This window comes from Cupriavidus sp. FW216-B1, assembly GCF_058789195.1.
The window spans coordinates 1,291,602-1,316,089 of the sequence record NZ_JBYTEL010000001.1 but is presented as its reverse complement, the minus strand read 5'-3'; the positions used below and the strand labels follow the sequence as shown (position 1 = coordinate 1,316,089).

Genomic DNA, 24,488 nt, shown 5'->3' with positions numbered 1-24,488 from the left:
GACCGCTGTCCCCCCAGCGGCAGCGCGTGAAGACAAGAGCAGAAAACGGAAACGGAGACAGACAAGATGAACAGACGACGCATGCTGGCCCAGGCGCTGGCGCTTGGCGCCGCGCCCTGGATCGCCGCCACCCGCGCGCAGGCGATGCCCAACAAGCCGGTGACGCTGGTGGTGCCGTTCGCCCCCGGCGGCAATCTCGACGTGGTGGCGCGCGCGCTGGCGCCGGCGCTGGAGCAGTCGCTCGGGCGCAACGTCATCGTCGACAACCGGCCCGGCGCCGGCGGCGTGCTGGGCGCGTCCGCGGTGTCGCGCGCGGAGGCCGACGGCAGCACGCTGCTGGTGACCACGCCCAACGCCATCGTGGTGCTGCCGCGCATGACGCGCACCGCGTTCAGCCTGGCCAGCTTCCAGCCGGTCGGGCTGGTCTCCACCACCACGCTGGTGATCGTGGTCAAGGGCGGCGACAAGCGCTTCGCCGACGTGGGCGCGCTGCTGGCCCATGCGCGCGCCAATCCCGGCAAGGTCACCGCCGGCCACGCCGGGCCCGGCACCACCAACCACGTGGCCGCGCTGCAACTGGAGCAGGCCGCCGGCATCAAGCTCAACACCGTGCCCTACAAGGGCTCGGCGCCCGCGCTGATGGACCTGATGGGCGGGCAGATCGACATGGTGGTCGACCAGCTCACCAGCTCCGCGCCCCATATCCAGTCCGGCGCGCTGCGCGTGCTGGCGGTGATGTCGCGCGAGCGCGATGCCACCCTGCCGAAGGTGCCGACCCTGCGCGAATCCGGCCTGCCCGGCTTCGAGGCGACCACCGCCACCGGCCTGCTGGCCCCGGCGGGCACGCCGGCCGCCACCATCGAGACGCTCAACGCGGCGCTGCGCAAGGCGCTGGCCGAGCCGAGCGTCAAGAGCCGCCTGCTGAACGTCGGCAGCGTGGCCCAGAGTTCGTCGCCGCAGGAACTGCTGCAGACGCTGCAGCGCGAGGATGCGCGCGCGCAGCAACTGGCGGCATCCGGCCGGCTCAAGGCGGAATGACGCGCAGCACGCGCCCGCCGCACATCGATCAACACGACAGAGAAGCCGTCCCCGCCATGACCAGACCCTGCCTGCCACCGCTTGCCAACCACGCCGAGCCGGCCTTCCGCGCGCCGCCCGGCGCCTGCGACAGCCATGCCCACGTGTTCGGCCCCTACCAGCGCTTTCCGCTCGCCGCCGAGCGCAGCTACACCCCGGCCGAACATCCCGCCGCCGACTTCATCGCCCATCTCGACCAGCTCGGGCTGACGCGCGGCGTGCTGGTCACGGCCAGCGCCTGCGGCACCGACAACGGCAGCGTGCTGGAGGCCCTGCGGCTCTACCCCGAGCGGCTGCGCGGCATCGCGGTGCCGGCGCCCGACACCAGCGACGCCGAGCTGGACCGCTGGCACGCGGCCGGCATGCGCGGCGTGCGCATCAACCTGTACCAGGTCGACGGCCACGCGGTGTACCGCAACGGCGTGGGGCTGGAGGTGCTCGAAGCGCTCGCGCCGCGGCTGGCCGAGCGCGGCTGGCACGCGCAGATCTGGATCCACGCGCCCGACCTGCCGGCGCTCGCCCCGCGCCTGCGCGCGCTCGGCGTGCCGCTGGTGATCGATCACATGGGCCGCATGTCCACCGCGCGCGGCGTGGGCGATCCCGGCTTCCAGGCGCTGTGCGCGCTGCTGGCCGAAGGCGCGGCATGGACCAAGATCTCCGGCGCCGACCGCCTGAGCGCCGCGGGCGCACCCTATGGCGATGTCGATCCGTTCGCCACCGCGCTGCTCGCCGCCAACCCGGAGCGCGTGGTGTGGGGTTCCGACTGGCCGCACATCAACTACTTCGAAGCCGGGCAGGTGCCAGACGACGGCACGCTGTTCAACCTGCTGGCGCGCTGGCTGCCCGACGCCGCGGCGCGCGAGCGCGTGCTGGTGAGCAACCCGGCGCGGCTCTACGGATTCGACGGCGCGCCCGCCTGACGGCTGCCCGGCGCGTAGCGCTCATCACCCGGCGCCGCCAGCCCAGGCCGGCGCCGGTCACGAACAAGAACATGGCGGACGCGGGCGCGTCCCGGCCCGGCCGCCCATCGGAGACCCGACATGCCTCGTTTCGCCCCCTCGCCCTCGCCCTCGCTGCCGTTGCGCCTCGCGCGCGCATGCGCGCCGCTCGCCGTGCTTGCCTGCGCGCTGGCCGGCGCCGCCCACGCCCAGCCGGCCGGCGCCGACTATCCGACCAAGCCGGTGCGCATGGTGGTGGCGTTCACCGCCGGCGGCACCACCGACATTCTCGCGCGCAGCGTCGCCCAGTCGCTGGCGCAGCGCTTCAAGCAGTCCTTCGTGGTGGACAACCGGCCCGGCGCCGGCGGCAACATCGGCACCGAGGCCGTGGTGCGCTCGCCGGCCGACGGCTACACGCTGCTGGTCGATTCGGTCGGGCCGATCTCCATCAACCAGACGCTCTACAAGAAGCTCAACTACGATCCGCTCACCGACCTCGTGCCGGTGGTGCAGATCGCCGACGTGCCCAACGTGCTGGTGGTGCACCCCTCGCTGCCGGCCAGGAGCTTCGAGGAATTCATCGCCTACGCCAAGGCCAACCCGGGCAAGCTCAACTACAGCTCCACCGGCGTGGGCACCTCGTCGCAGCTCTCCAGCTTCATGCTGACGCAGCGCGTCGGCACCGAAGCCACGCATATCCCCTACAAAGGGGCCGACGCGCTCAACGACCTGCTGTCCGGCAGGGTACAGTTCATGTTTGCCACCATCCCCTCGGTCATTGCCCATATCAAGGCCGGCAAGCTGCGGGCGCTGGCGGTGAGCAGCGCGCACCGTTCGAAGTCGCTGCCCGACGTGCCGACGGTGGCGGAGAAGGGCTTCCCCGGTTTCGAGGCCGGATCGTGGTTCGGCGTGTTCGCGCCCAAGGGCACGCCCAGGGCGGTCATCGACAAGCTGAACCAGGCGGTCAACGAAGCCCTGCCGTCGCTGCAGGCGCAGATGGTGCGCGAAGGGGCGGACCCGGTGGGTGGCTCGCCCGAGCAGTTCGGGCAGTTCACCCGCAAGGAATACACCAAGTGGAAGGTCGTGGTCCATGATTCCGGCGCTTCCATCGACTAACGCTATGTAGGTTGCAATGAACCATCCATCCGGCGGGCAAGGCCCGCGCATCCTGATGTCGGAACAAGCTCTGCGGCAGTACGGCGCGGACATCGGCGCCGCGCTCGGCGGCCACTTCGTGCCGGTGGCGCTGCCGGCCGGCGACGGCCCGCATGGCGGGCCGGACGCCACGCTGGACGCCGACATTGCCTTCGTCTCGCGCGACGTCACCGGGCTGTCCACCAAGCACGAGATCCTGCCCGCCACGCGGCGCTTCTACGACGCCATGCTGGCCAGCCCCTCGCTGCGCTGGACCCACACCCATTCGGCCGGCGCCGACCGCGCCGTGTTCGGCGAGCTGCGCGCGCGCGGCGTGCAGGTGACCACCTCGTCCGGCGCCAATGCCGGCGTGGTGGCGCAGACCGCGCTGGCCGGGCTGCTGGCGCTGGCGCGGCACTTCCCGCAGATGCTGGCGGCGCAGGGCGAGCGCCGCTGGGCGCCGCTGATCGGCTCCGGCCTGCCGCGCGACATCGCCGGGCAGACCGCGACCATCGTCGGCTGGGGCCCGATCGGGCAACTGCTGGGCAAGCTGCTGCACACGCTGGGCATGCACGTGGTGGTGGTGCGGCAGAGCGCCGCCTCCGCCGGGCCGGACTACGAGACGGTCGCATTCGAGGGCGTGCGCGGCGTGCTGCCGCGCACCGACTGGCTGCTGCTGGCCTGCCCGCTCACGCCGCAGACGCAGGGGCTGGTGGACGCCGCCGCGCTGGCCCTGCTGCCGGATGGCGCCCGGCTCGTCAACGTCGCGCGCGGCGAAGTGGTGGACGAAGCTGCGCTGATCGCGGCGCTGCGGTCCGGCCGCCTCGCCGGCGCCTACCTGGACGTGTTCGCGCACGAGCCGCTGCCGGCGGACTCGCCGCTGTGGACCATGCCCAATGTCATCGCCACGCCGCACAGCGCGGGCTTCTCCGACGGCAACGCCGCGCGCGTGGCGGGGATCTTCATGGACAACCTGCGGCGCTGGCAGGCGGGGGAAGCGTTGCGCAACCTCGTCGGCTGACCGGCGGGAAGTGAAAGACAACGGCGCCCGCGAGGGCGCCGTTTTTCTTGTTGCCGGCGCCCGCAACAGCGAAGACCATCACGCCGCGCAGACGCCAGGCACCAACGCGCGGCGAGCATCCCCGCACGCCCGCATCCCCGAGACACAATCACCGCCGGTTGGCCAGCCAGATGCCGCCGACGATGGCCGCCAGTCCCGCCGCGTGGAACCAGCGCGGCCAGTCGCCGAGCAGCGCGCTCGACATCAGCGCGGCGAACACCGGCGTGAGCGTGAAGAAGAACACCGGCAACTGCGCGCCGGCGCGCGCGATGGCGCGGTCCCAGGCGAAGTAGCCGAGCAGCGACGGCACCGTGGCCACGTACAGCAGGATGGCGGCCACCTTGGCGTCCAGGTGCAGCGGCGCGTGCGCCGCCGCCAGTTCCCACGCCGCGAACGGCGCGCTGGCGAGCACGCCGGCCACGATCTGGCCGAACAGCAGCACCGCCAGCGGCAGGTCGGGGCGGCGCTTGCGCAGCAGCCAGGTGTAGGCGCTCCAGGTGACGGTGGCGGCCAGCATGAACAGGTCGCCCGGCACGAAATCGAGCTGCGCGAGCCGCGCGGGGTCGCCGCGCAGCAGCACCACGCCCACGCCGGCCAGGCAGAGCAGGGCGCCCGCCACGTGCCAGCCGCGCACCCGCTCGTGGAAGAACAGCGCGCCGATGATGAGCAGGAAGATCGGCGCCGAGGCCCCGATCAGCGTCACGTTGATCGGCGACGAGGTGGTCAGCGCGAGGTACTGCATCGCGTTGTAGACCGATACCGACAGCATGCCCATCGCGGCGATCACGCCGGCGTGCCGCTTCAGCGCGGCGGCATGCAGCCGCACGTCGCGCCACACGGCCGGGGCCAGCAGCAGGCCGGCCAGCGCCCAGCGCGCGAAGTTCAGCGTGACCGGCGGGATGGCGCCGGCGGCGTAGTGGCCGACGATGGCGTTGCCGGCCCAGCTCAGGGGCGGGAAGGTCAGCAGGCCGAGGGTGGTCCAGTCGAGGCCGGCCTTGCCGGCGGCGGTAGCGCGCATATGAGGGTTGTCGTCCTGTCGGTGTTCTTGTTCTTGTCTTGTTTCTGGCTTATTTTTGTCTTGTTGCCGTGCCGGCGCGGGCCCGGACGCCTGTCCGTCTCCTTGTCTCCTTTTTTCCCCGCGCGCCGGGCATTATGCCGCAGCGCGATTGCAAACGATTGTCAGGGGCATGCCGCGTGCGGCTGCCATGCGCTAGTCTCCATGCGTGCCGCGCGCCGGCGGGCGCGCCCGGGAAAAGTGCCGGATACGAACTGTTACACGGACGCGCCGGCCGGCTGTCAACACCGCAAACCGGCGGGCCGTTTTTACAGGCAACGCGCAAGCCGCGCGCCTACCTGGAGATTGCAATGAAAAAGGTTCTCGCCATCGTGACCCTCGCGCTCTTCGCCGCCGGCGCCTACGCGCAGGCACCCGCCGCCGAGGCGACCAAGGAGCCGGTCAAGGTCGAAAAGAGCGCGCACAAGAGCAAGGCGCACGGCACCAAGCACACCAAGGCCGCCACGCCGGCCAAGCCCGCCGCGCAGTAATGCGGCGTTCCGGAATGCGCCCCGCCGCGGGGCGCATTCTTCATCCAGCCCCCTGACCTCATGCACCTGATCTGGACGATTCTCATCGGCTTCGTGGCCGGCCTCGTGGCGCGCGCCATCACTCCCGGCAGCGGCCCCAGCGGCTTTTTCCTGACCGCCGCGCTCGGCATTGCCGGCGCGCTCGCCGCCACCTTCCTCGGGCAGCTCCTGCACTGGTATCGCCCGGGCCAGTCCGCCGGCTTCATCGGCGCGGTGGTCGGCGCGGTGATCCTGCTGCTCGGCTATCACCTGATCGCGCGCAAGGGCTGAAGCCAGCCCGCGCCGCATTCCTTCCAAGCCATACCGACAACCCAAGAACCGGATCCGATCATGAGCCTGATGGACATCCTGCAGAACGCAGCCGCCGCCCTCGGCGGCAACCCCGAGCAACAGGTGGACCACATCGCCCAGAACGCGCCGCCGGGCGCGCTCGGCGAACTGCTGGCCGGCGCGTTCCGCTCGGACCAGACGCCGGCCTTCGGCAACATGGTGGGCGAGCTGTTCGGCCAGTCGAACGGCGCGCAGCAGGCCGGCATGCTCAACCAGATGCTGGCCCTGCTGGGCCCGGCCGTGCTGTCCGGCGCGGCCGGCGGCGTGCTGGGCAAGGTGATGGCGCCCGGCGCCACGCAGGTCACGCCCGAGCAGGCCAGCCAACTGACGCCGGCGCAGGTGCAGGAGATCGCCGCCCACGCCGAGCAGGCGCATCCGGGCGTGGTCGACCAGATCGCCGGCTTCTACGCCGAGCATCCCACGCTGGTGAAGACCATCGGCAGCGCCGCGCTGGCCATCGCGCTGGCCAAGTTCCGCGAGCACCAGCAGCAGGCCTGAGCTGCGCCGGCTTCGGCCGGTGCCGGCCGGCGCGTGCTGCCCGTCACGCTGCCTTGCTGCCCTCTCCCGTGAAGTGGGAGAGGGCAGCAAACCTTGTCTCGCGGTAAATCGCGTGCCGCGCAAGCCGGGCAACTAAAAGCCGCCCGGCTGCGGCTCCCTCGCATCGAAATCGAGCTCGATCCTGGCGCCGTTGGGATCGTGCAGGAACAACTGCCACAGGCCCGAGCCCGCCTGCCGCCCGAGCGTGAACGGAATGCCGCGGCGGCGCAGGTCGCCCGTGTATTGCTCCAGGCCGGTGGCGGTGAAGGCCATGTGGTCCAGCACGCCGGCCGCGGGCGCCGGCAGCGCGTCGGTGGCGACGAGGTGCACGATGGGCGCGCCACCGGCGTACAGCCACGCGCCCGGGAACGAGAACGGCGGGCGCGGGCCGGTCTCGAAGCCCAGCACCTCGCGATAGAAAGCGACGCTGTCTTCGAGGGCGTCGGTCAGGACGGTGAAGTGGTTCATCCCGGCGATCGGCATGTCTTGCTCCTGATCTCTTGCTCCTGTTCTGCTTCTTGTGCTGGCTGACGCGGCGCGATGCCGCGCCGCATGGCCGGCCCGGCCGCGTCAGACCGATTCTTCTTCCCGCGACGCCATCCAGTCGAGCAGTACCGTCTTGCCCCACTGGATGTCGTCGCCGATCGCCGCCGATACCGTCTTCGGGTCCTTGCGGGCAAGGCCGTCGAGCACGCGGTAGTGCGGGTGCTCTTCCAGGCTTTCGCGGCTGGCCTGCAGCTCCGTGTGGAAGATATGCAGCAGCGGCCCCATGCGCACCCACATGCTTTCCACCACCGCGAACAGGTTGGGCAGGTGGGACGCGGCGAGCAATTCGAAATGGAACTTGCGGTTCAGCCCCGCCGCCTCGCGCGGGCTGGCCGACACCGCCTTGATGAAGGCCTCGTGCGTCCTGCGCAGCCGCGCGATCTCCTGCGGCGTGATGCGCAGCGCGGCGGCCTCGGCGGCGGCGCCTTCGAGCAGCGTGCGCATCAGCTGGATCTCGGAGACCGTGCCGGGGTCGAGTTCGGGCACGGTGATGGAGGTCGCCGCGGTCATTTCCAGCGCCTGCTCGCTCACCAGCCGGAAGATCGCCTCGCGCACGGGGGTGGTGCTGGTCCCCATCGACTGGGCCAGTTCCGCCACGCGCAAGCGCTCGCCCGGCACATACTTGCCGCTCATCAATGCGGAGCGGATCTGGTCGTAGACGCGTGACGACAGATTGCTCTTCTCCACGCGCACGAGTTCTTTCATGACAGCCTGCCTCGGTAAGGAATGTTCAAGGACACATCATATATGATATGCGGCGCTATTTTTCCGCTCAGGCGGGGCTGCCGGCGCCGGCGGGCGGCGTGCCCAGCAGGTAGTCCGCCAGCAGGTCGATCTGCGCCGTCACCATGTGCTCGCCGAGATGGATGCGGCAGCCGCGCGCCCTGGCCGCGAGCAGCAGCGGGGTCTGCGCCGGCTGCATGATGACTTCCGCGACGATGGTTTCGGGCCGCAGCAGGGCGGGGTCGAGCGGCAGCGGGTCGTCGGGCTTGAGGCCGAGCGAGGTGCCGTTGACGATCAGGTCCCAGTCGCCGGCCGGACCCGCGGCGGAGGCCACGGCGGCGCCGGGCCGCTTCGCCTTCAACTGCGCGGCGAGCGCGTCGGCCTTGCCGCGCGAGCGGTTGACGATGGCCAGCTGCGCCACGCCGGCATCGAGCAGCGCCGCCGCCACCGCGGTGGCCGCGCCGCCCGCGCCCAGCAGCAGGGTCCGCTTGCCGGCCGGGTCGATGCCCTGCGCGCGCAGGCCCGCCACGAAACCCACGCCGTCGAACACCCTGCCGACGAAGCGCCCGTCGGGCGTGCGGCGCGCCACGTTGCACACGCCGAGGTCGGCCGCCACGCCTTCGAGTTCGTCGCACAGCCGCGCCACTTCCTGCTTGTGCGGCACGGTGACGATCACGCCGGCGAGGTTCTCCACCGCGCGCAGGCCCGCCAGCGCGCCGGGCAGCTGCGCCGGCGAGACCTGCCACGGCACCAGCACCGCGTTGCGCCCCAGCGCCGCGGCGCGCGCGTTGAAGAAGGCCGGCGTGCGCACGTGATGCGCGGGGTAGGCGAGGATGACGACGACCCGCGTGCGGCCGTCGATGGGGCTGACCGCGGGGCTCGCGGCGGGGGGATTGGTTTCCGGCATCGGGCAGGGCTCCAGGAGGAATCGGAAGAACAAGCGAAGGGTTGCGGGGCGGGCCGCGGCGAAAAAAGCTTCTTGCCAGCCACCGATAATGATGTAGCATATATCCTATATCATGTATTGGGAAGGGCGGCAGGCCACCGGAACGGCGGCCCGCGCCCCGAAACCCGCAGCGGGCCGGCATCCGCCAGGCCGGCGCAATCCAAGGAGGAGACAACGTGCAAGCGGTATTTGGCTCGCCCGGACGCTATGTCCAGGGCGCGGGGGCGCTGGACGCGCTGGGCGGGCATGTGGCCCGGCTCGGCCGCGACGCGGTGCTGGTCGCGGACCGGATGGTGATGGAAATGATCGGTGCGCGCGTCGGGCAGTTGTGCGCGGACGCCGGGGTGGCGCTGCGCCGGCTGAGCTTCGACGAGGGCCTGACGCCGGAGCTGGTGGCGCGCCTCGTCGGCGAGCTGGGCGCCGGCGCGCCGGCGGTGATCGTCGCCGCCGGCGGCGGGCGCAGCATCGACGCCGGCAAGGCGCTGGCGGACCATTACCAGGCGCCGGTCATCACGGTGCCGACGGTGGCCTCCAACGATGCGCCGACCAGCAAGAACTACGTGCTCTACGACGCCCATCACCGGCTGCTCGCGGTCCGGCACCTGCCCTACAGCCCGGCCTGCGTCATCGCCGACACCGCGCTGATCGCGCAGGCGCCCGCGGCCATGCTGCTGGCGGGCATCGGCGACGCCATCTCCAAGTCCTTCGAAGCGGCGCAATGCGCGGCCGCGCCCGACGGCGCCAACATGTTCGGCACCCGGCCGCTGCTGTCGGCGGGGGCGCTGGCGCGCGAGTGCCACCGCGTGCTGATGGCCGATGCGCAGGCCGCGCTGGCGGTGGCCGGCTCGGGCGTGCCGGATGCCGCCTTCGAGCGGGTGGTGGAGGCCACCATCCTGATGTCCGGCCTGGGCTTCGAAAGCGGCGGCCTGTCGATCGCGCACGCGCTCACGCGCGGGCTGTCCGCGCTGCGCCACGCGCAGCGCGCGCCCCACGGCCTGCAGGTGGCATACGGCCTGCTGGTCCAGCTGGAGCTGGAGCGGCGCCAGGACGGCGCGCGCGTCGAGATCGAGGCGCTGTACCGCCGCATCGGCCTGCCGCTGCGGCTGGCGGACCTGGGCCTCACCGATGCCTCGCGCGAGGAACTGGAGGCGGCCGCCACGCTGTCGCTGGCGGCCCCGCACATGAAGAACTTCCCGCGCGCGCTGGACGCCGCCGCGATCGCCGATGCGATGCGGCAGGTGGATGCGCGCGCGGTGCGGGCCCCACATTAAGCAGCCAGGCGGATCACACGTCAGGCCGGCCGGGCGCGATGGCGCCGCCGGCGGCGCAGCAGACTATCCGGAGCCCGGCGCCAGCGTGTCCGGGCGGTAACTGAGAGGAGCGTAAGCAATGCATTTCCCCTGTCCCCTGAAAAAATGCATGATATATCGTGCATCAATCGAAAACGGAGGCGTCCGATGAGCCAAGCCATCGTGTCGGCGCCGCCCGTGGCCGCCGACGGCGCGTTCGCGCCGAGCGCGGAGCAGGTCGCGCGGCTCAAGGAGCGCGCCACCTTCGTGCGCCTGGAGACCATCCGGCTGATCGAGATCGCCAAGACCGGGCACTACACCTCGGTGTTCTCGGCGGCCGAGACCTTCGCCGCGCTGTACTACGACGTGATGAAGCTGCGCCGCGGCGAGCCCGCCTGGCCGCAGCGCGACCGCTTCCTGATGGGCAAGGGCCACGCCGCGGTGGGCCTGTTCCCGATCCTCGCCGATCTCGACTTCTTCCCCAGGTCCTGGCTCGACGACTACACCCGCCTGGGCAGCCCGCTCGGCGACCACCCCGACATGCGCAAGGTGCCGGGCATCGACTTCAGCTCCGGCTCGATCGGGCACGCGCTCTCGGCCGGGCTGGGCATGACGCTGGCCGGCCGGCACGCGGGGCTGGACTTCACCACCTTCGTGATGCTCGGCGACGGCGAGATGCAGGAAGGGCAGGTGTGGGAGGCGGCGATGTCCGCCGCGCACCATCGCGCCAACCGCCTCGTCGCCATCGTCGACCGCAACGGCTTCCAGCTCGACGGCGCGGTGGACGAAGTGATGGGCATCGAGCCGCTCGACGCCAAGTGGCGCGCGTTCGGCTGGGAAGTCCACGTGGTGGACGGCCACGACGTGGCCGCGCTGACCGCCTTGCTGCGCCGGCTGCGCGCCGACGACGCGCGCGCCACGCCGGCCTGCGTGATCGCGAAGACGGTCAAGGGCAAGGGCGTGTCCTACATGGAGACCGAGCCCGGCTGGCACCTGGGCTACCTCGCGCCCGAAGACGCGCGGCGCGCGGCCGAGGAAATCCTCGCCAGGGACGCACGGCAGGGCCAACAGGACCAGCAGGACCAACAGGACAAACGGAACCGATAGCATGAACCAGCCACTTTCCAAGGACTCCTGGCAATACCGGGGCCTGAACGCCATCACGCCGGGCCTGAGCTACCTGTCCAACGGTTTGATCGACCTGGTCGAGGCCGGCGCGCCGGTGCTCGCCGGCTCGGCCGACCTGCAGTACTCCAACGGCCTGGCGCGCTTCGCCCAGCGCTTTCCCGAGCGCTACATCCAGTTCGGCATCTCCGAGCAGAACATGGTGACGGCGGCGGCCGGCATGGCCACCGTGGGCTACACGCCGTTCGTCGCCACCTTCGCCTCGTTCCTGGCGCTGCTGTGCTGCGAGCAGATCCGCATGGACGTGGCCTACTGCGGCCTGCCGGTGCGGCTGGTGGGCCACCACGCGGGCATCTCGCTGGGTTTCTACGGCACCTCGCACCACGCCACCGAGGATCTCGCCATCATGCGCTCGATCGCCGACCTCACCGTGGTGGCGCCGGCCGACGGCCCGCAGCTGCGCGCCGCGGTCAAGGCCTCGGCCGGCCACGCGCAGCCGATCTATTTCCGCATCGGCCGCGGGCGCGAGCCGGACGTCTACGAAGAGGGCGTGCCGTTCGAGTTCGGCAAGGCCATCGAGCACCAGCAGGGCGAGGAGCTGACGCTGATCGCCACCGGCTCGTGCGTGCATCCCGCGCGCGAGGCGGCGAAGCGGCTCGCCGCCGCCGGCCATTCGGTGGGGATGATCGACATGGCCACGGTCAAGCCGCTCGACCGCGACGCCGTGCTGCGCGCCGCGGCGCGCTCGCGCGTGCTGATGACGGTGGAGGAACACAACGTGCTGGGCGGTCTGGGCGGCGCCGTGGCCGAAGTGCTGGCCGACGTCGGCGCGGGGGTGCGGCTGGTGCGCCACGGCATCCTCGACGAGTACAGCCTGATCGCGCCGCCGACGCATCTGTACGCGCACTACAAGCTCGACGCGGACGGCATCGAGCAGCTGGCGCGCGAGGTCATGGCGGCATAGCAGGACACCGGCACGGCGCGGACGGGCATGGTTCCGGCCGCGCCGCGCCGGCGCAGGCAGTGGTGCAGGGAGCTATTTCATAACAAGTCGCAAAGACAAAACGGTTCGACACAGGAGACAGTCAATGTACAACCTCATATCAAGAACCCGGCGGGCGGTCCTGCTCGCCGCCGGCCTCGGCGCCGCATTGGCGTGCGGCGCCGCCGCGGCCCAGGTCAAGGAAATCCCGATCGGCTTCGTGCTGCCCCTGTCCGGGGGCGCCGCCACCATCGGCAACCAGACCAAGCAGGGCGCCGAGATCGCCGCCGAGCAGATCAACCAGGCCGGCGGCATCCGCTCGCTCGGCGGCGCGAAGCTCAAGCTGATCTTCGCCGACAGCCAGTCCAAGCCCGACGTGGGCGTGGCCGAGACCGAGCGCCTGATCCAGCGCGAGAACGTGCCGCTGATCGTGGGCGCCTACAACAGCGCCGTGACCTTCCCGGCCACCGAGGTGGCGGAGCGCTACAAGGTACCCTGGGTCGTGACCGGCGCGGTCAAGGACGAGATCACCGAGCGCGGCTTCAAATACGTGTTCCGCCCCAACAACAAGGCCATCTACGACGCGCGCGAGCAGATCGACGCGCTCGACCTGCTCAAGAAGGAAACCGGCAAGGGGCCGAAGAACATCGGGCTGTTCTACGAGGGCACCGACTGGGGCCGCTCGCACGCGGCCAACATCAAGAAGCTGGTCAAGGAGCGCGGCTACGCGATCTCGCTCGACGAGTCGTATCCGCCCAACCAGACCGATCTCTCGGCGCAGCTGCTGAAGATCCGCAGCGCGAAGCCGGACGCGCTGATCGTGGTGGCCTACACGCCCGACCACATCCTGTTCACGCGCCAGCTCGCGGAGAGCCGCCTCTACATTCCCTACGGCGTGCATTCGGTGGGCGGCGGCTCGGAAGACCCGAACTTCTACAAGGCGGTGTCGCCCAAGGCCGTCGAGTACATGTTCGTGCAGGATGACTTCCAGGTCGACATCATGCGCGCGGCCAAGGACCCGGCCATCGTCGCCGCGGACGCCAAGTTCAAGGCGGCGCTCGGCTACGGCATGAATTCCTACGGCTCGCAGGGCATGTCCAATGTCTACATCGTCAAGGACGCGCTCGAGCGCGCCGCCTCCGCCGACCGCGAGAAGCTGCGCGCCGCGCTGGCCGCCACCGACATCACCAGCGGCCCCGCGCTGGTGACGGGCTACCAGCGCATCAAGTTCGACGACCAGGGTCAGAACACCTACGCCCACGGCGTGATCTCGCAGAACCTCAACGGCGAGCGCCGCACCATCTGGCCGATGGAGAACCGGCTGGCCGGCGTCAAGCCGGTGTGGCCGCTGCCGGCGCCGGCGGCGCGCTGAGGCGGGCACGCAGTCGCACGGTCCGGCGTGGCTGCCGGACCGTCACATCCCGCACGGCGGCCGCGGCCGGCCGTGCCCAATCGAGGTAGGTATATGGACCCAATCATTCTGGCCTACGCCGTGGTCAACGGCGTATTGCTCGGCGGGATCTACGGGGGCATCGCGCTGGGCCTGAGCCTCATCTTCGGCGTGCTGAGGGTGATCAATTTCGCGCATGGCTCCTTCCTGATGCTCGCCATGTATCTCAGTTACCTGATCTGGTCGGTGTTCGGCATCCATCCGTATGCCACGGCGCTGGTGACGGTGCCGGTGCTGTTCCTGCTCGGCTATTTCACCCAGGCCGTGGTCATCGCGCCGCTGTTCCGGCGCGAGACCACGATGGTGGTCGAGCCGCTCGGCGCCTTGCTGCTCACCACCGGCATCTTCCTGGTGATCGACAACGCCATCCTGATGAGCTTCGGCCCCGACGTGCGCACGGTGACCACCGACACCCTGAGCGGCTCGGTCGACATCGGCGGGCTGCCGGTCAACGTGCCGCGCCTGATCGCGTGCGCGGCGGCGGTGGCCGTGTCGGCCGGGCTGGCCTACTGGCTGCGCTGCACCGACACCGGGCGCAAGATCCGCGCCACCGCGCAGAACCGCGAGGCGGCGGCGCTGTCGGGCATCAACGTCGGGCGGGTCTACAACGTGACCTTCGGCATCGGCGCCGGCATCCTCGGGCTGTTCGGCGCGCTGCTGGTGCCGTTCCTGTCGGTGTCGCCGTCCACCGGCCTGGGCTTCGGCATCAAGTCCTTCCTGGTGGTGGTGCTGGGCGGCATCGGCTCGATCCCCGGCTCGCTGCTCGGCGGCCTCGTGCTGGGCATCTTCGAATCGTTCGCTTCGCAGTTCGTGACCGCGACCTCCGCGTCGGTGTTCTCGTTCTGCCTGTTCATCGTCGTCCTGCTGGTCCGGCCCAACGGCCTGCTCGGCCGCAAATGAAGGAGGCCACCGCATGAAGTCGTCAAGGACCAATATCAACCTGGTGCTGGGCATGCCGCTGCTGTGCGCCGCGCTGGTGCTGCCGCTGTTCGTCAAGGACAGCTACGTGCTGCACTCGCTGGTCATGGTGCTGTACTTCGCCTACATGGCGTCGGCGTGGAATTTCGTGTGCGGCTACGTCGGCCAGCTCTCGCTCGGGCATTCGGTGTTCGCCGGCAGCGCGGGCTACGTCACGGTGCTGCTGTTTACCGGGCTGGGCCTGTCGCCGTGGCTCGGCATGTGCGCCGGCGGGCTGGCCGCGGCGCTGCTGGCGGTGTGCATCGGCTACCCCACGTTCAAGCTCAAGGGGCCGTATTTCACGCTGACCACCATCGCCTTCGCCGAGATCGTGCGGATCTGGGTGGAGAACACCGACGAGTTCCTCGGCATCCCGCTCAAGGGCGCGCAGGGGCTGGTGATCCCGCCGTCGGCCGGCGGCTGGGCGGCGTTCCAGTTCGACGGCAAGGTGCCGTACTACTACATCATCCTGGCCATGCTGGTGGCGATGCTGCTGGCCACGCTGGCGCTGGAGCGCTCGCGCCTGGGCTATTACCTCAAGGCCATCCGCGGCGACGAGGCCGCCGCGCAGGCGGTGGGCGTGAGCACCACGCGGTATCCGCTCATCGCGCTGGCGATCAGCGCCTTCATGACCGGCCTGGGCGGCGCCTTCTACGCGCAGTTCTTCCGCTACATCAACCCGGAGCGGAACATGGGCCTGGACCTGTCGATCGACGCCGCCGTGATGGCCATCGTCGGCGGGCAGGGCACCATCATCGGCCCGGTGCTCGGCGCGTTCGTGCTGCATCCGGTCTCGGAGCTCGCGCGGACCTACTTCGCGGGGCGCTTCCTCGGGCTGGACCTGGTGATCTACGGCCTGGTGCTGATCGGCGCGGTGCTGTATTTCCCCAAGGGCATCGTCGGCGCGCTCGAGCGCCTGCTGCGGCCGCGCGCGCGGCGCGCCGCCACGGTGGACGCGCCCGCGGCGCGCAAGGCCTAGGGAGGACCAAGAGATGAGCAACCTGCTGGAAGTGAAATCCATCTCCAAGCGCTTCGGCGGCCTGCAGGCGGTGGACCGCCTGTCGTTCTCCGTGCGCGGCGGCGAGATCCTGGGCCTGCTGGGCCCCAACGGCGCCGGCAAGACCACCGCCTTCAACCTGATCGCCGGCTTCATCAAGGCCGACGAGGGCGAGATCCTGTTCGGCGGCAAGCAGATCCGCGGCTGCGAGCCGTACCAGATCTGCGCCAGCGGCATCGCCCGCACGTTCCAGCTGTCCAAGCCGTTCGGCGGGCTGAGCGCGCTGGAGAACGTCATGGTCGGCGGCTTCGCGCGCGGCGCCCGGCGCGCGCGCGTGCGCGACGAAGCCTATGCCTGCCTGGAGTTCCTCGGCCTGGCCCAGCGCGCCGACACCGACGCCAACGACCTCACCGCGTTCGACAAGCGCAAGCTCGAACTGGGCCGCGCGCTGGCCACCCAGCCGCGCCTGCTGCTGATGGACGAAGTGGTGGCCGGGGCCACGCCGAGCGAGGCGGGCGAGATGGTGGAGCTGGTGCGCAAGGTGCGCGACCGCGGCATCACGGTGCTGATCGTCGAGCACGTGATGAAGGTGATCATGGGTTTGTCGGACCGCGTGATCGTGATGGAGCAGGGCCGGCTGATCGCCGACGGCGTGCCGGCCGAGGTGGTGAAGATGCCCGAGGTGCTCAAGGCTTATTTCGGAGACGGTTATGTCGGCGCCAGTGCTTGAAGTCAGCGATATCTGGTCGGGCTACGGCGAGCAGCAGATCCTGCGCGGCGTGAGCCTGTCGCTCGCGCCGCGCTCGATCACGGCGCTGATCGGCGCCAACGGCGCGGGCAAGACCACCTTCCTGCGCACGGTCTCGGGCCTGCTGCGCCGCAAGCGCGGCACCGTGCGCCTGAATGGCAAGGACCTCGGCGGCCTCGCGCCGCACGAGGTGGTGCTGGAAGGCTTCGTGCAGTCGCCCGAGGGCAAGCAGCTGTTCCTCGGCATGTCGATCCTGGAGAACCTGCTGGTCGGCGCCAGCAACCCGCGCGCGCGCTCGCGCCGCGCGCGGACCCTGCGCGAGGTGTTCGAGCTGTTCCCGATCCTGGAGGAGCGCCAGAAGCTGGCCGCCTCCACGCTGTCGGGCGGGCAGCAGCAGATGCTCGCGGTCGGGCGCGCGCTGATGGCGATGCCGCGCGTGCTGGCGCTCGACGAGCCGTCGCTCGGGCTGGCGCCGATCATGGTCGACCGGCTGTTCGACAGCATCCGCCGCCTCAAGCAGCGCGACCTCGCCATCCTGGTCATCGAGCAGAACGTCAACCAGGTGCTGGACATGGCGGACTACGGCTACGTGATCGAGAGCGGCGCGATCGCGCTGGCGGGCACCGGCAGGGAACTGCTGGCCAATCCGCATCTGCGGGCAACCTATCTCGGCGTCTAGCGCATGGACGGCCGCACCGGGAACCAGCACAAGAACCAGCACAAGAACCAGCACAAAAACCAGCACGAGAACCAAGAGGAGTCAGGAAAGATGGAACAAGCTGTAGCAGTGGTGACGGGCGGCGGCACCGGCATTGGCCGCGCCATCGCCGAGGAACTGCACGCGGCGGGCATGCGCGTGGTCTGCCTCGGCATGGACGCCGACGCGGACCTGCCGCACGGGCTGGCCTTCCGCCAGCTCGACGTGACCTCGGCCGAGGCCGCGCGCGCCGCCACGGCGGACCTGGACGCGGTGGCGGTGCTGGTGAACGCCGCCGGCATCATCCGCCACGAGGGCCGGGAGTTCACGCCCGAGGGCTTCCGCGCGGTGGTCGACGTGAACCTGAACGGCTCGCAGATCCTGACCAGCGTGCTGCAGGAGCGGCTGGTGCGCGCGCGCGGCGCGGTGGTCAACATCGCCTCGATGTGGAGCTACTTCGGCTCGGCCAACAACCCGGCCTATGCCGCCAGCAAGGCCGGCATCCTCGGCCTGACACGCTCCTATGCCGCGGCGCTGGCGCCGCAGGGCGTGCGCGTCAACGCGGTGGCGCCGGGCTGGATCCGCACGCGCCTGTCGGCCGGCGCGCTCGACAACCCCGAGCGCAGCGCCGCCATCATGGCGCGCCTGCCGATGCGCCGCTGGGGCCTGCCGCGCGACGTGGCGCGCGTGGTGCGCTTCCTGTGCTCGGAGGACGCCGGCTACGTGACCGGGGTGATCCTGCCGGTGGACGGGGGCTTCGGCATCGCCTGATGCCGCCCGGCGCCGCGACGGGCCGCGGGATGCCGCTTTCCCGCTGCCCCGCCACGTCAGCCCCGGCCTGAGCGCCGCGCGGCGCGCCGTCCGGGCAGTTCACCGATACCGAAGCCGGATCACGGCGGCGCGGCCGCGTGCGAGTGGGGCGCGTGGCCGGGCGCGGCCTCGTGCACGTGCATGGCCGCCGCCTGCCGGGGATCGAAATCGCAGCTCGGGTTGGCCTCGTCGTGCGAGTGCGGCGTCAGCGCGCCGGGGATGTGGCGGCTGTTGAGGCCGTCCGCGTTGAGCCACGCCCGCGTGGCCGCCGCGGCGCGGTCGATCAGCGTGCCGCACTGGGTGTAGTCGTAGGGCGAGACGTCGAGCGGGCACAGCGGCGGCACCACCGAGATGTGCGCGTGCCCGGCCCAGCGCTCCAGGTCCTGCACCAGCTGGCGCGCCACCAGCAGCGACAGCGCGTTGAAGGCGTGGTCGATGGGGCCGCGCGGCTCGCGCCGGGCCGCGCAGGCGAAGCCGGCCGGCAGCACCACCACGCGCGTGGCGCCCAGCCGGATGGCGGTGGAGACCGGCGTGTTGTTGGCCACGCCGCCGTCGATCAGCGTGCGCCCGCCCAGCCGCACCGGCGGAAACACGCCGGGGATGGCGGCGCTGGCCAGCACCGCCTGCACCAGGCTGCCCGAGGACAGCACCACCTCCGCGCCGTCCTGCATGTCGGTGGCGACCACGTACAGCGGCAGCTCGGCCTGCTCCAGCGGCATGTCGCCGAAATGGCGCGACAGCAGGCGCTGCAGCGCGTGCGACTCCACCAGATGGCCGCGCTGGCCGCGCAGCATGCCGAACAGGCTGCGCCACGACCACGGCATCACCTCCGCGCGGCGCAGGCCGCGCCACAGCGATTCGAGCCTGGTGGTGCCCGCCGCGTGCGGGTTGCAGGCGTAATAGGCGCCGTTGATGGCGCCGGCCGAGGCGCCGATGACCATGTCGGGCTTGATGCCCCAGGCCACCAGCTCGCGCAGCATGCCGGCCTCGATGGCGCCGAGGCTGCCGCCGCCGGCAAAGACGAATGCGGTTTTTTCCATGTCTCGTGGTGCAGAGCAACAACGTCGGGAATCGGGAAGAGGCAACCGGGAATCGGGAATCAGGCCGGGACCGGCCCGGCACGCCTGCAATGGACAGCATAGGCGACATCGGGCCGGCTGGACAGCCGTCGCGCGCGGCGGGCGGCAGCGATGGCACATAATGTGCGTACCGTGCCGGAAAAAGCACGGGCGCGCCTGCTTTTCCGGCCGCCAGGAGAGGAGACGATGAGCAGTTCGACCGACAAATTCTCGGCCACCATGCGCGATGGCCTGGCCAATCTCGCCCGCCGCCTGCGCTTCGCGATGGAGGAGGGCTCCATCTGGCTGGACGAGCAGCGCATGATCCTGCTGCACACCGCGTCGCTGGGCGCGCTGCGCAAGGAGTTGGTGGATACGCTGGGCATGGAGCGCGCGCGCGGCCTGTTCATGCGCATGGGCTTCCATTCCGGCCTGCGCGACGCCGAGCTGGCCAAGAAGCTGCGGCCCAACCAGAGCGACTTCGGGCTGCTGGAGATCGGGCCCTGCCTGCACACCATCGAAGGCGTGGTGCGGGTGACGCCGGTCAAGGTGGACATCGACATCGCCGCCGGCATCTACGACGGCGAGTTCCTGTGGGAAGACTCGTTCGAGGGCGACGTGCACCGGCAGCTGTTCGGCATCGTCGACGCGCCCGCGTGCTGGATGCAGATCGGCTACGCCACCGGCTACACCTCGGCGCTGATGGGCCGCACCATCCTCTACCGCGAGGTGGAGTGCGTGGCCTGCGGCCATGCGCACTGCCGCATCGTCGGCAAGCCGCTGGAAGCGTGGGAGGACGGCGCCGCGGTGCTGGCGCTGTACCAGCCCGACCCGGTGATCGAGACCATCCTGGAGCTGCAGAGCGAGGTCGAGCACCTGCGCGCGCTCCAGCGCGGCGACGGCAAGCCCGCCGACCTGGTGGGCTGCTCGCCCGGGTTCGGCGCCGCCTGGGGCCTGCTGCAGCGCGCCGCGGCCAGCAACGTGACGGTGCTGCTGCTGGGCGAGACCGGGGTCGGCAAGGAGCGCTTCGCGCAGGCGCTGCACAGCGTGAGCGCGCGCGCCGACAAGCCCTTCGTGGCGGTCAACTGCGCGGCGATTCCCGACGAGCTGGTCGAGTCCGAGCTGTTCGGCGTGGACAAGGGCGCCTTCACCGGCGCGCACCAGTCGCGCCCGGGCCGCTTCGAGCGCGCGCACGGCGGCACCTTGTTCCTCGACGAGCTGGGCGAGCTGTCGCTGCCGGCGCAGTCCAAGCTGCTGCGCGTGCTGCAGGAAGGCGAGGTGGAGCGCGTGGGCGGCGCCGCGCCGCGCCGCGTGGACGTGCGGCTGGTGGCCGCCACCAACGTGGACCTGGCCGAGGCGGTCAAGGCCGGCACCTTCCGCAAGGACCTGTACTACCGCCTCAACGTCTATCCCGTCACCATCCCGCCGCTGCGCGAGCGGCTCGACGACATCCGCCTGCTGGCGGAGCGCTTCGTGGCCCGCTGCGGCGCGCGCCACGGCAAGAAGATCGTCGGCATCACCGACCGCGCGCTGGCCGAGCTGCGCCGCCACGACTGGCCCGGCAACGTGCGCGAGCTGGAGAACGTGATCGAGCGCGGCGTGATCCTGGCCGGCAACGGCGGCCTGATCTCCGCCGACCACCTGTTCCTGCCCGCGGGCGCGCAGGCCGGCATGGACACCGCGCCGCGCCTGGGCGCCGGCGGCACGCTGCCGGCCCTGCGCGAAGCGGCGGTGCACGGCCTGCTCGACCACATGGCCGAGCAGCAGCTCGCGCTGGGCGACGTGGAGACCGTGCTGATGGAGGCCGCGATGGCGCGCGCCGACGGCAACCTGAGCCAGGCCGCGCGCCTGCTCGGCATCACCCGGCCGCAACTGGCCTACCGCTGGAAGAACCGCGGCGGCCGCGGCAACTGAGGCGGGCCGGTCCGCATGGCCGGCGCGTGCCTTGCCACGTGCCCGGCCGCGCTTTCACCATTTGATCCATCCCCCGCGGCGCGCCGCGCGGCCGCCCGGCGCGGCTTGCTGCGGCGCATGCCGCGTTCCTCCCTGTTCGCGCCACCGTTCGCGCCGCCCCGCGCGGCGCCGCCTGTTGCGGCGCACAGCCCGCGCGCGCCGCCCGCAAACGCCCGCCCCGCGCGGCTTTTCACCATTTGATCAAGCCCAGCCGCGGGCTTGATCAATTCATCGATGCGCCGCCGCCGCTCCCGTGCGGGTAAACGCGCGGGCAACGCCGCGCTCCGGGCCGCCGGCCCTTGCGCCGCCGTGCTTCGCGCCGGCTGGCACGCTCTTCGCAATGGAGCTGCGTGCCAGCCAACCCGAGGAGCGCGCCATGATCAACCAGTCGGTCCCCCTGTTCGAAGCCGTGCCGCGCTACGTGCGCGTGGACGGCCGCACGCCGGCGGGCTTCGTGCAGTTCGCCTTCTGCGTGGCGGACCCCGAGCTCAACGTCGAGCTGATCATGCCCGAGCCGATGTTCGAGGCGTTCTGCAGCGTCAACCGCGTGCGCTTCCTCCCACCTGAACCGGACGCCTGAGCGCCCGCCCGAAACCGGAACACCAGGAACATCGAGAACAGCAGGACCCAGGAGACCCAGCCATGCAAGTCGACATCAAGACCCGGCAGATCGAGCCGCTGCGCCAGACCTACGGCCACGTGGCGCGCCGCTTCGGCGACAAGCCCGCGTCGCGCTACCAGGAGGCCACCTACGACGTGCAGTCGGAGGTCAACTTCCACTACCGCCCCACCTGGGACCCGGGCCACGCGCTCTACGACAAGAGCCGCACCGCCATCGTCATGGCGGACTGGTACGCGCTCAAGGACCCGCGCCAGTACTACTACGGCGCCTACGTCGGCGCGCGCGGCCGCCAGCAGGACGCCACCGAGAAAAGCTTCGCCTTCGTGGAGAAGCGCGGCCTGCTGCAGGCGCTGCCGGCCGAGTGGCGGGAGCGCCTGGCCGACGGCCTGCTGCCGCTGCGCCACGTGGAGTGGGGCGCCAACATGAACAATTTCTATTGCGCCGACTACGGCTGGGGCACCGCCATCACGCAGGCCTGCACCTATTGCGCGATGGACCGGCTCGGCATCGCGCAGTACCTGTCGCGCATCGGCATGCTGCTCGACGGCAATACCGGCGTGGCGCTGGAGCGCGCCAAGGCGGCCTGGCTGGACAGCCCGGCGTGGCAGCCGCTGCGCCGCATGGTCGAGCACAGCTTCGTGATCGAGGACTGGTTCGAGACCTTCGTCACCCAGAACCTGGTGCTCGACGGCCTGCTCTATCCGCTGGTGTACCAGCACGCCGACGCCGCCATCGCGCGCGCCTGCGGCACCGGGCTGGCGGTGCTGACCGAGTTCATGAACGACTGGCGCGAGGAACACGCGCGCTGGGTCGACGCCGTGGTGCAGACCGCGGCGGCCGAGTCGGAGGCCAACCGCGCGCTGCTGGCGGGCTGGGCGCGCGGCGCGCGCGCGCAGGCCGGCGCCGCGCTGGTGCCGGTGGCGGACACGCTGCTGGGCGCCGGCGGCGAGCAGGCCGTGGCGCTGTGCCTGGAGCAGTTCGACGTGCGCCTGCGCAAGCTCGGCCTGGACTGAGGAGCGCGCCATGACCGCCAACACTGCCGACGTCTCGAACGTCTCGAACGTCTCCAACGTCTACATCGCGCTGCAGAGCAACGACGACACCCGCCCCATCATCGACGCCATCACCGAGGCCAACCCGCACGCCGTGGTGTCGCGCTTTCCCGCGATGGTGAAGATCGACGCGCCGGGGCACCTCACCATCGTGCGCGCGCTGGTCTCGGACAAGCTCGGCCGCGACTGGGACCTGCAGGAGATCCACCTCAACCTGATCTCGCTGTGCGGCAACATCGACGAGGACGACGACGCCTTCACGCTGCGCTGGAACGACTGAATTCACCGCCGCGCCGGCGGCGGGCAAGCATAACGGAGACATCATGGACGCACGCAAGAAACTCAACCTGCGCGAGAAATACGCGACGATGACGCGCGACCTCGGCTGGGAGACCACCTACGAGCCGATGGACAAGGTCTTTCCCTACGACAAGTACGAGGGCATCAAGATCCACGACTGGGACCAGTGGGAAGACCCGTTCCGCATGACGATGGACGCCTACTGGAAATACCAGTCGGAGAAGGAGCGCAAGCTGTACGCGATCATCGACTCCTTCGTGCAGAACAACGGCCACCTCAACGTCTCCGACCCGCGCTACCTGAACGCGCTGCGTCTGTTCCTGACCGGCGTGACGCCGCTGGAGTACGCCGCGCACCGCGGCTACGCCCATCTCGGGCGCCATTTCCGCGGCGCCGGCGCGCGCGTGGCGGCGCAGATGCAGTCCGTCGACGAGCTGCGCCACGCGCAGACGCAACTGCACACGATGTCGGTCTACAACAAGTATTTCCACGGCTTCGGCGAATGGCGCCACATGCACGACCGGGTCTGGTACCTGTCGGTGCCCAAGTCGTATTTCGAGGACGCCATGAGCGCGGGGCCGTTCGAGTTCATCACCGCGATCTCGTTCTCGTTCGAGTACGTGCTGACCAACCTGCTGTTCATGCCCTTCATGTCGGGCGCGGCCTACAACGGCGACATGGCCACGGTGACGTTCGGCTTCTCGGCGCAGTCGGACGAGTCGCGCCACATGACGCTGGGCCTGGAGGTGGTGAAGTTCCTGTGCCAGCAGGACCCCGGCAACATCCCCATCCTGCAGAAGTGGCTGGACAAATGGTTCTGGCGCGGCTTCCGCCTGCTCACGCTGGTCGGCATGATGATGGACTACATGCTGCCGCGCCGCGTGATGTCGTGGGCCGAGGCCTGGGAGATGTACTTCGAGCAGGCCGGCGGCGCGCTGTTCCGCGATCTGGAACGCTACGGCCTGCGCATGCCGAAGCACCACGAGGCCGCCACCCGCACCAAGGACCGCATCACGCACGAAGCGTGGGGCACCTTCTACAACTACGCCGCCGCCGCCGGTTTTCACACCTGGATCCCCAAGCCCGACGAGATGGCGTGGCTGGCGCAGAAATACCCCGACACCTTCGAGCGCTACTACAAGCCGCGCCTGGACCACTGGCACGCGCGCCAGCAGGCCGGCGAGCGCTTCTACAACGGCACGCTGCCGATGCTGTGCCAGACCTGCCAGATCCCGATGGTGTTCTCCGAGCCGGACGACCCCACCCAGACCTGCTACCGCGAGAGCAGCTACCACGGCATGAAGTTCCACTTCTGCTCGGACGGCTGCAAGGACATCTTCGACGGCGAGCCGGAGAAATACGCGCAGGCCTGGCTGCCGGTGCACCAGATCTACCAGGGCAACTGCGGCGGCGCCGCGCTCGAGGACGTGCTCAAGTGGTACCGCCTCGACGCCGGCGCGGACAACCTCGACTTCGAGGGCTCGCAGGACCAGCGGAACTGGAACGCCTGGAAGGGCGTGCCGGGCGCGGCCGCCTGAGCGCGCCGCCGGCAAGAACGAACACAGCGAGGAGA

The 24,488-nt window shown here is 70.6% G+C and carries 26 protein-coding genes; 21 read left to right on the top strand and 5 right to left on the bottom strand.

All coding sequences use genetic code 11. The features are described from left to right. The first annotated feature begins 66 nt into the window (after positions 1 to 66). From AC3WXD_RS05705 to AC3WXD_RS05690, 4 genes are all read left to right on the top strand, one after another. Positions 67 to 1,038 carry a tripartite tricarboxylate transporter substrate binding protein gene (locus AC3WXD_RS05705; protein ID WP_029043673.1) on the top strand — a complete coding sequence of 324 codons (972 nt, stop codon included), beginning with the start codon at positions 67 to 69 and terminating at the stop codon, positions 1,036 to 1,038. A gap of 56 nt (positions 1,039 to 1,094) precedes the next feature. After that, entirely contained in the window at positions 1,095 to 1,997 is a 903-nt protein-coding gene (locus tag AC3WXD_RS05700) for an amidohydrolase family protein (protein WP_029043674.1), read from the top strand. 120 nt (positions 1,998 to 2,117) lie between these two features. Next, positions 2,118 to 3,131, top strand: a complete 1,014-nt coding sequence (locus AC3WXD_RS05695) for a Bug family tripartite tricarboxylate transporter substrate binding protein (RefSeq protein WP_059411425.1) — start codon at positions 2,118 to 2,120, stop codon at positions 3,129 to 3,131. Between the two features lie 16 nt (positions 3,132 to 3,147). Then, positions 3,148 to 4,170, top strand: a complete 1,023-nt coding sequence (locus AC3WXD_RS05690; RefSeq protein ID WP_020203263.1) for a D-2-hydroxyacid dehydrogenase — start codon at positions 3,148 to 3,150, stop codon at positions 4,168 to 4,170. A gap of 148 nt (positions 4,171 to 4,318) precedes the next feature. On the opposite strand, the gene AC3WXD_RS05685 is transcribed toward AC3WXD_RS05690, so the two are convergent. Continuing rightward, on the bottom strand, positions 4,319 to 5,227 hold the full coding sequence (locus tag AC3WXD_RS05685) for a DMT family transporter (protein WP_020203264.1): 909 nt from the start codon (positions 5,225 to 5,227) through the stop codon (positions 4,319 to 4,321). A gap of 347 nt (positions 5,228 to 5,574) precedes the next feature. On the opposite strand from AC3WXD_RS05685, the gene AC3WXD_RS05680 reads away from it, so the two are divergent. Genes AC3WXD_RS05680 through AC3WXD_RS05670 form a run of 3 tightly spaced genes read left to right on the top strand, consistent with a single transcriptional unit; the run spans position 5,575 to position 6,621 of the window. After that, the gene (locus AC3WXD_RS05680) at positions 5,575 to 5,754 is read left to right on the top strand and encodes a hypothetical protein (protein WP_020203265.1); all 180 of its coding nucleotides are present in this window, start codon (positions 5,575 to 5,577) and stop codon (positions 5,752 to 5,754) included. A 60-nt stretch (positions 5,755 to 5,814) separates the two neighbouring features. After that, positions 5,815 to 6,063: a GlsB/YeaQ/YmgE family stress response membrane protein gene (locus AC3WXD_RS05675; protein WP_059411428.1), complete on the top strand. Its 249-nt coding sequence runs from the start codon at positions 5,815 to 5,817 to the stop codon at positions 6,061 to 6,063. Between the two features lie 60 nt (positions 6,064 to 6,123). Next, positions 6,124 to 6,621: a hypothetical protein gene (locus AC3WXD_RS05670; protein ID WP_020203267.1), complete on the top strand. Its 498-nt coding sequence runs from the start codon at positions 6,124 to 6,126 to the stop codon at positions 6,619 to 6,621. Between the two features lie 132 nt (positions 6,622 to 6,753). Here the strand turns inward: AC3WXD_RS05670 and AC3WXD_RS05665 are convergent, their stop codons facing one another. The 3 genes from AC3WXD_RS05665 to AC3WXD_RS05655 form a co-directional block, all read right to left on the bottom strand. Beyond that, positions 6,754 to 7,143, bottom strand: a complete 390-nt coding sequence (locus AC3WXD_RS05665; RefSeq protein ID WP_059411429.1) for a VOC family protein — start codon at positions 7,141 to 7,143, stop codon at positions 6,754 to 6,756. Positions 7,144 to 7,230: 87 nt separating this feature from the next. Continuing rightward, on the bottom strand, positions 7,231 to 7,911 hold the full coding sequence (locus tag AC3WXD_RS05660) for a GntR family transcriptional regulator (protein ID WP_020203269.1): 681 nt from the start codon (positions 7,909 to 7,911) through the stop codon (positions 7,231 to 7,233). Positions 7,912 to 7,978: 67 nt separating this feature from the next. Next, positions 7,979 to 8,836 (bottom strand): shikimate dehydrogenase family protein, encoded by an 858-nt coding sequence (locus AC3WXD_RS05655; RefSeq protein ID WP_492323241.1) that lies wholly within the window; start codon positions 8,834 to 8,836, stop codon positions 7,979 to 7,981. Between the two features lie 215 nt (positions 8,837 to 9,051). On the opposite strand from AC3WXD_RS05655, the gene AC3WXD_RS05650 reads away from it, so the two are divergent. From AC3WXD_RS05650 to AC3WXD_RS05610, 9 genes are all read left to right on the top strand, one after another. Further along, on the top strand, positions 9,052 to 10,146 hold the full coding sequence (locus AC3WXD_RS05650; protein ID WP_492323240.1) for a glycerol dehydrogenase: 1,095 nt from the start codon (positions 9,052 to 9,054) through the stop codon (positions 10,144 to 10,146). Between the two features lie 186 nt (positions 10,147 to 10,332). After that, a complete protein-coding gene (locus AC3WXD_RS05645; protein ID WP_492323239.1) occupies positions 10,333 to 11,271 on the top strand; it encodes a transketolase in 939 nt (312 codons plus the stop codon). Position 11,272: 1 nt separating this feature from the next. Then, positions 11,273 to 12,253 carry a transketolase family protein gene (locus tag AC3WXD_RS05640; protein ID WP_454733505.1) on the top strand — a complete coding sequence of 327 codons (981 nt, stop codon included), beginning with the start codon at positions 11,273 to 11,275 and terminating at the stop codon, positions 12,251 to 12,253. Between the two features lie 124 nt (positions 12,254 to 12,377). Next, positions 12,378 to 13,643, top strand: coding sequence for an ABC transporter substrate-binding protein (locus AC3WXD_RS05635; RefSeq protein WP_492323238.1), 1,266 nt, complete (start codon positions 12,378 to 12,380; stop codon positions 13,641 to 13,643). A gap of 93 nt (positions 13,644 to 13,736) precedes the next feature. Next, on the top strand, positions 13,737 to 14,621 hold the full coding sequence (locus AC3WXD_RS05630) for a branched-chain amino acid ABC transporter permease (protein WP_020203493.1): 885 nt from the start codon (positions 13,737 to 13,739) through the stop codon (positions 14,619 to 14,621). A gap of 13 nt (positions 14,622 to 14,634) precedes the next feature. Further along, positions 14,635 to 15,657: a branched-chain amino acid ABC transporter permease gene (locus AC3WXD_RS05625; protein ID WP_020203492.1), complete on the top strand. Its 1,023-nt coding sequence runs from the start codon at positions 14,635 to 14,637 to the stop codon at positions 15,655 to 15,657. A gap of 13 nt (positions 15,658 to 15,670) precedes the next feature. Beyond that, positions 15,671 to 16,405, top strand: coding sequence for an ABC transporter ATP-binding protein (locus AC3WXD_RS05620; RefSeq protein WP_020203491.1), 735 nt, complete (start codon positions 15,671 to 15,673; stop codon positions 16,403 to 16,405). Then, the gene (locus AC3WXD_RS05615) at positions 16,386 to 17,102 is read left to right on the top strand and encodes an ABC transporter ATP-binding protein (protein WP_492323237.1); all 717 of its coding nucleotides are present in this window, start codon (positions 16,386 to 16,388) and stop codon (positions 17,100 to 17,102) included. Before AC3WXD_RS05620 ends, AC3WXD_RS05615 begins: the two co-directional genes overlap by 20 nt. 90 nt (positions 17,103 to 17,192) lie before the next feature. Next, on the top strand, positions 17,193 to 17,891 hold the full coding sequence (locus AC3WXD_RS05610; protein WP_043366818.1) for an SDR family NAD(P)-dependent oxidoreductase: 699 nt from the start codon (positions 17,193 to 17,195) through the stop codon (positions 17,889 to 17,891). A 119-nt stretch (positions 17,892 to 18,010) separates the two neighbouring features. Here the strand turns inward: AC3WXD_RS05610 and AC3WXD_RS05605 are convergent, their stop codons facing one another. Further along, on the bottom strand, positions 18,011 to 18,970 hold the full coding sequence (locus AC3WXD_RS05605; RefSeq protein ID WP_492323236.1) for a patatin-like phospholipase family protein: 960 nt from the start codon (positions 18,968 to 18,970) through the stop codon (positions 18,011 to 18,013). A 225-nt stretch (positions 18,971 to 19,195) separates the two neighbouring features. Between AC3WXD_RS05605 and poxR the strand changes: the two genes are divergently transcribed. From poxR to AC3WXD_RS05580, 5 genes are all read left to right on the top strand, one after another. After that, on the top strand, positions 19,196 to 20,902 hold the full coding sequence (gene poxR, locus AC3WXD_RS05600; protein ID WP_492323235.1) for a phenol degradation transcriptional regulator PoxR: 1,707 nt from the start codon (positions 19,196 to 19,198) through the stop codon (positions 20,900 to 20,902). Between the two features lie 415 nt (positions 20,903 to 21,317). Continuing rightward, on the top strand, positions 21,318 to 21,521 hold the full coding sequence (locus AC3WXD_RS05595; RefSeq protein ID WP_020203486.1) for a phenol hydroxylase subunit: 204 nt from the start codon (positions 21,318 to 21,320) through the stop codon (positions 21,519 to 21,521). Positions 21,522 to 21,583: 62 nt separating this feature from the next. Beyond that, entirely contained in the window at positions 21,584 to 22,576 is a 993-nt protein-coding gene (locus AC3WXD_RS05590; protein WP_492323234.1) for an aromatic/alkene monooxygenase hydroxylase subunit beta, read from the top strand. Positions 22,577 to 22,586: 10 nt separating this feature from the next. Next, positions 22,587 to 22,895 carry an MmoB/DmpM family protein gene (locus tag AC3WXD_RS05585; RefSeq protein ID WP_020203484.1) on the top strand — a complete coding sequence of 103 codons (309 nt, stop codon included), beginning with the start codon at positions 22,587 to 22,589 and terminating at the stop codon, positions 22,893 to 22,895. Positions 22,896 to 22,938: 43 nt separating this feature from the next. Next, complete coding sequence (locus tag AC3WXD_RS05580; protein ID WP_454733502.1) at positions 22,939 to 24,453, top strand: aromatic/alkene/methane monooxygenase hydroxylase/oxygenase subunit alpha; 1,515 nt, start codon at positions 22,939 to 22,941, stop codon at positions 24,451 to 24,453. Positions 24,454 to 24,488 lie beyond the last annotated feature (35 nt).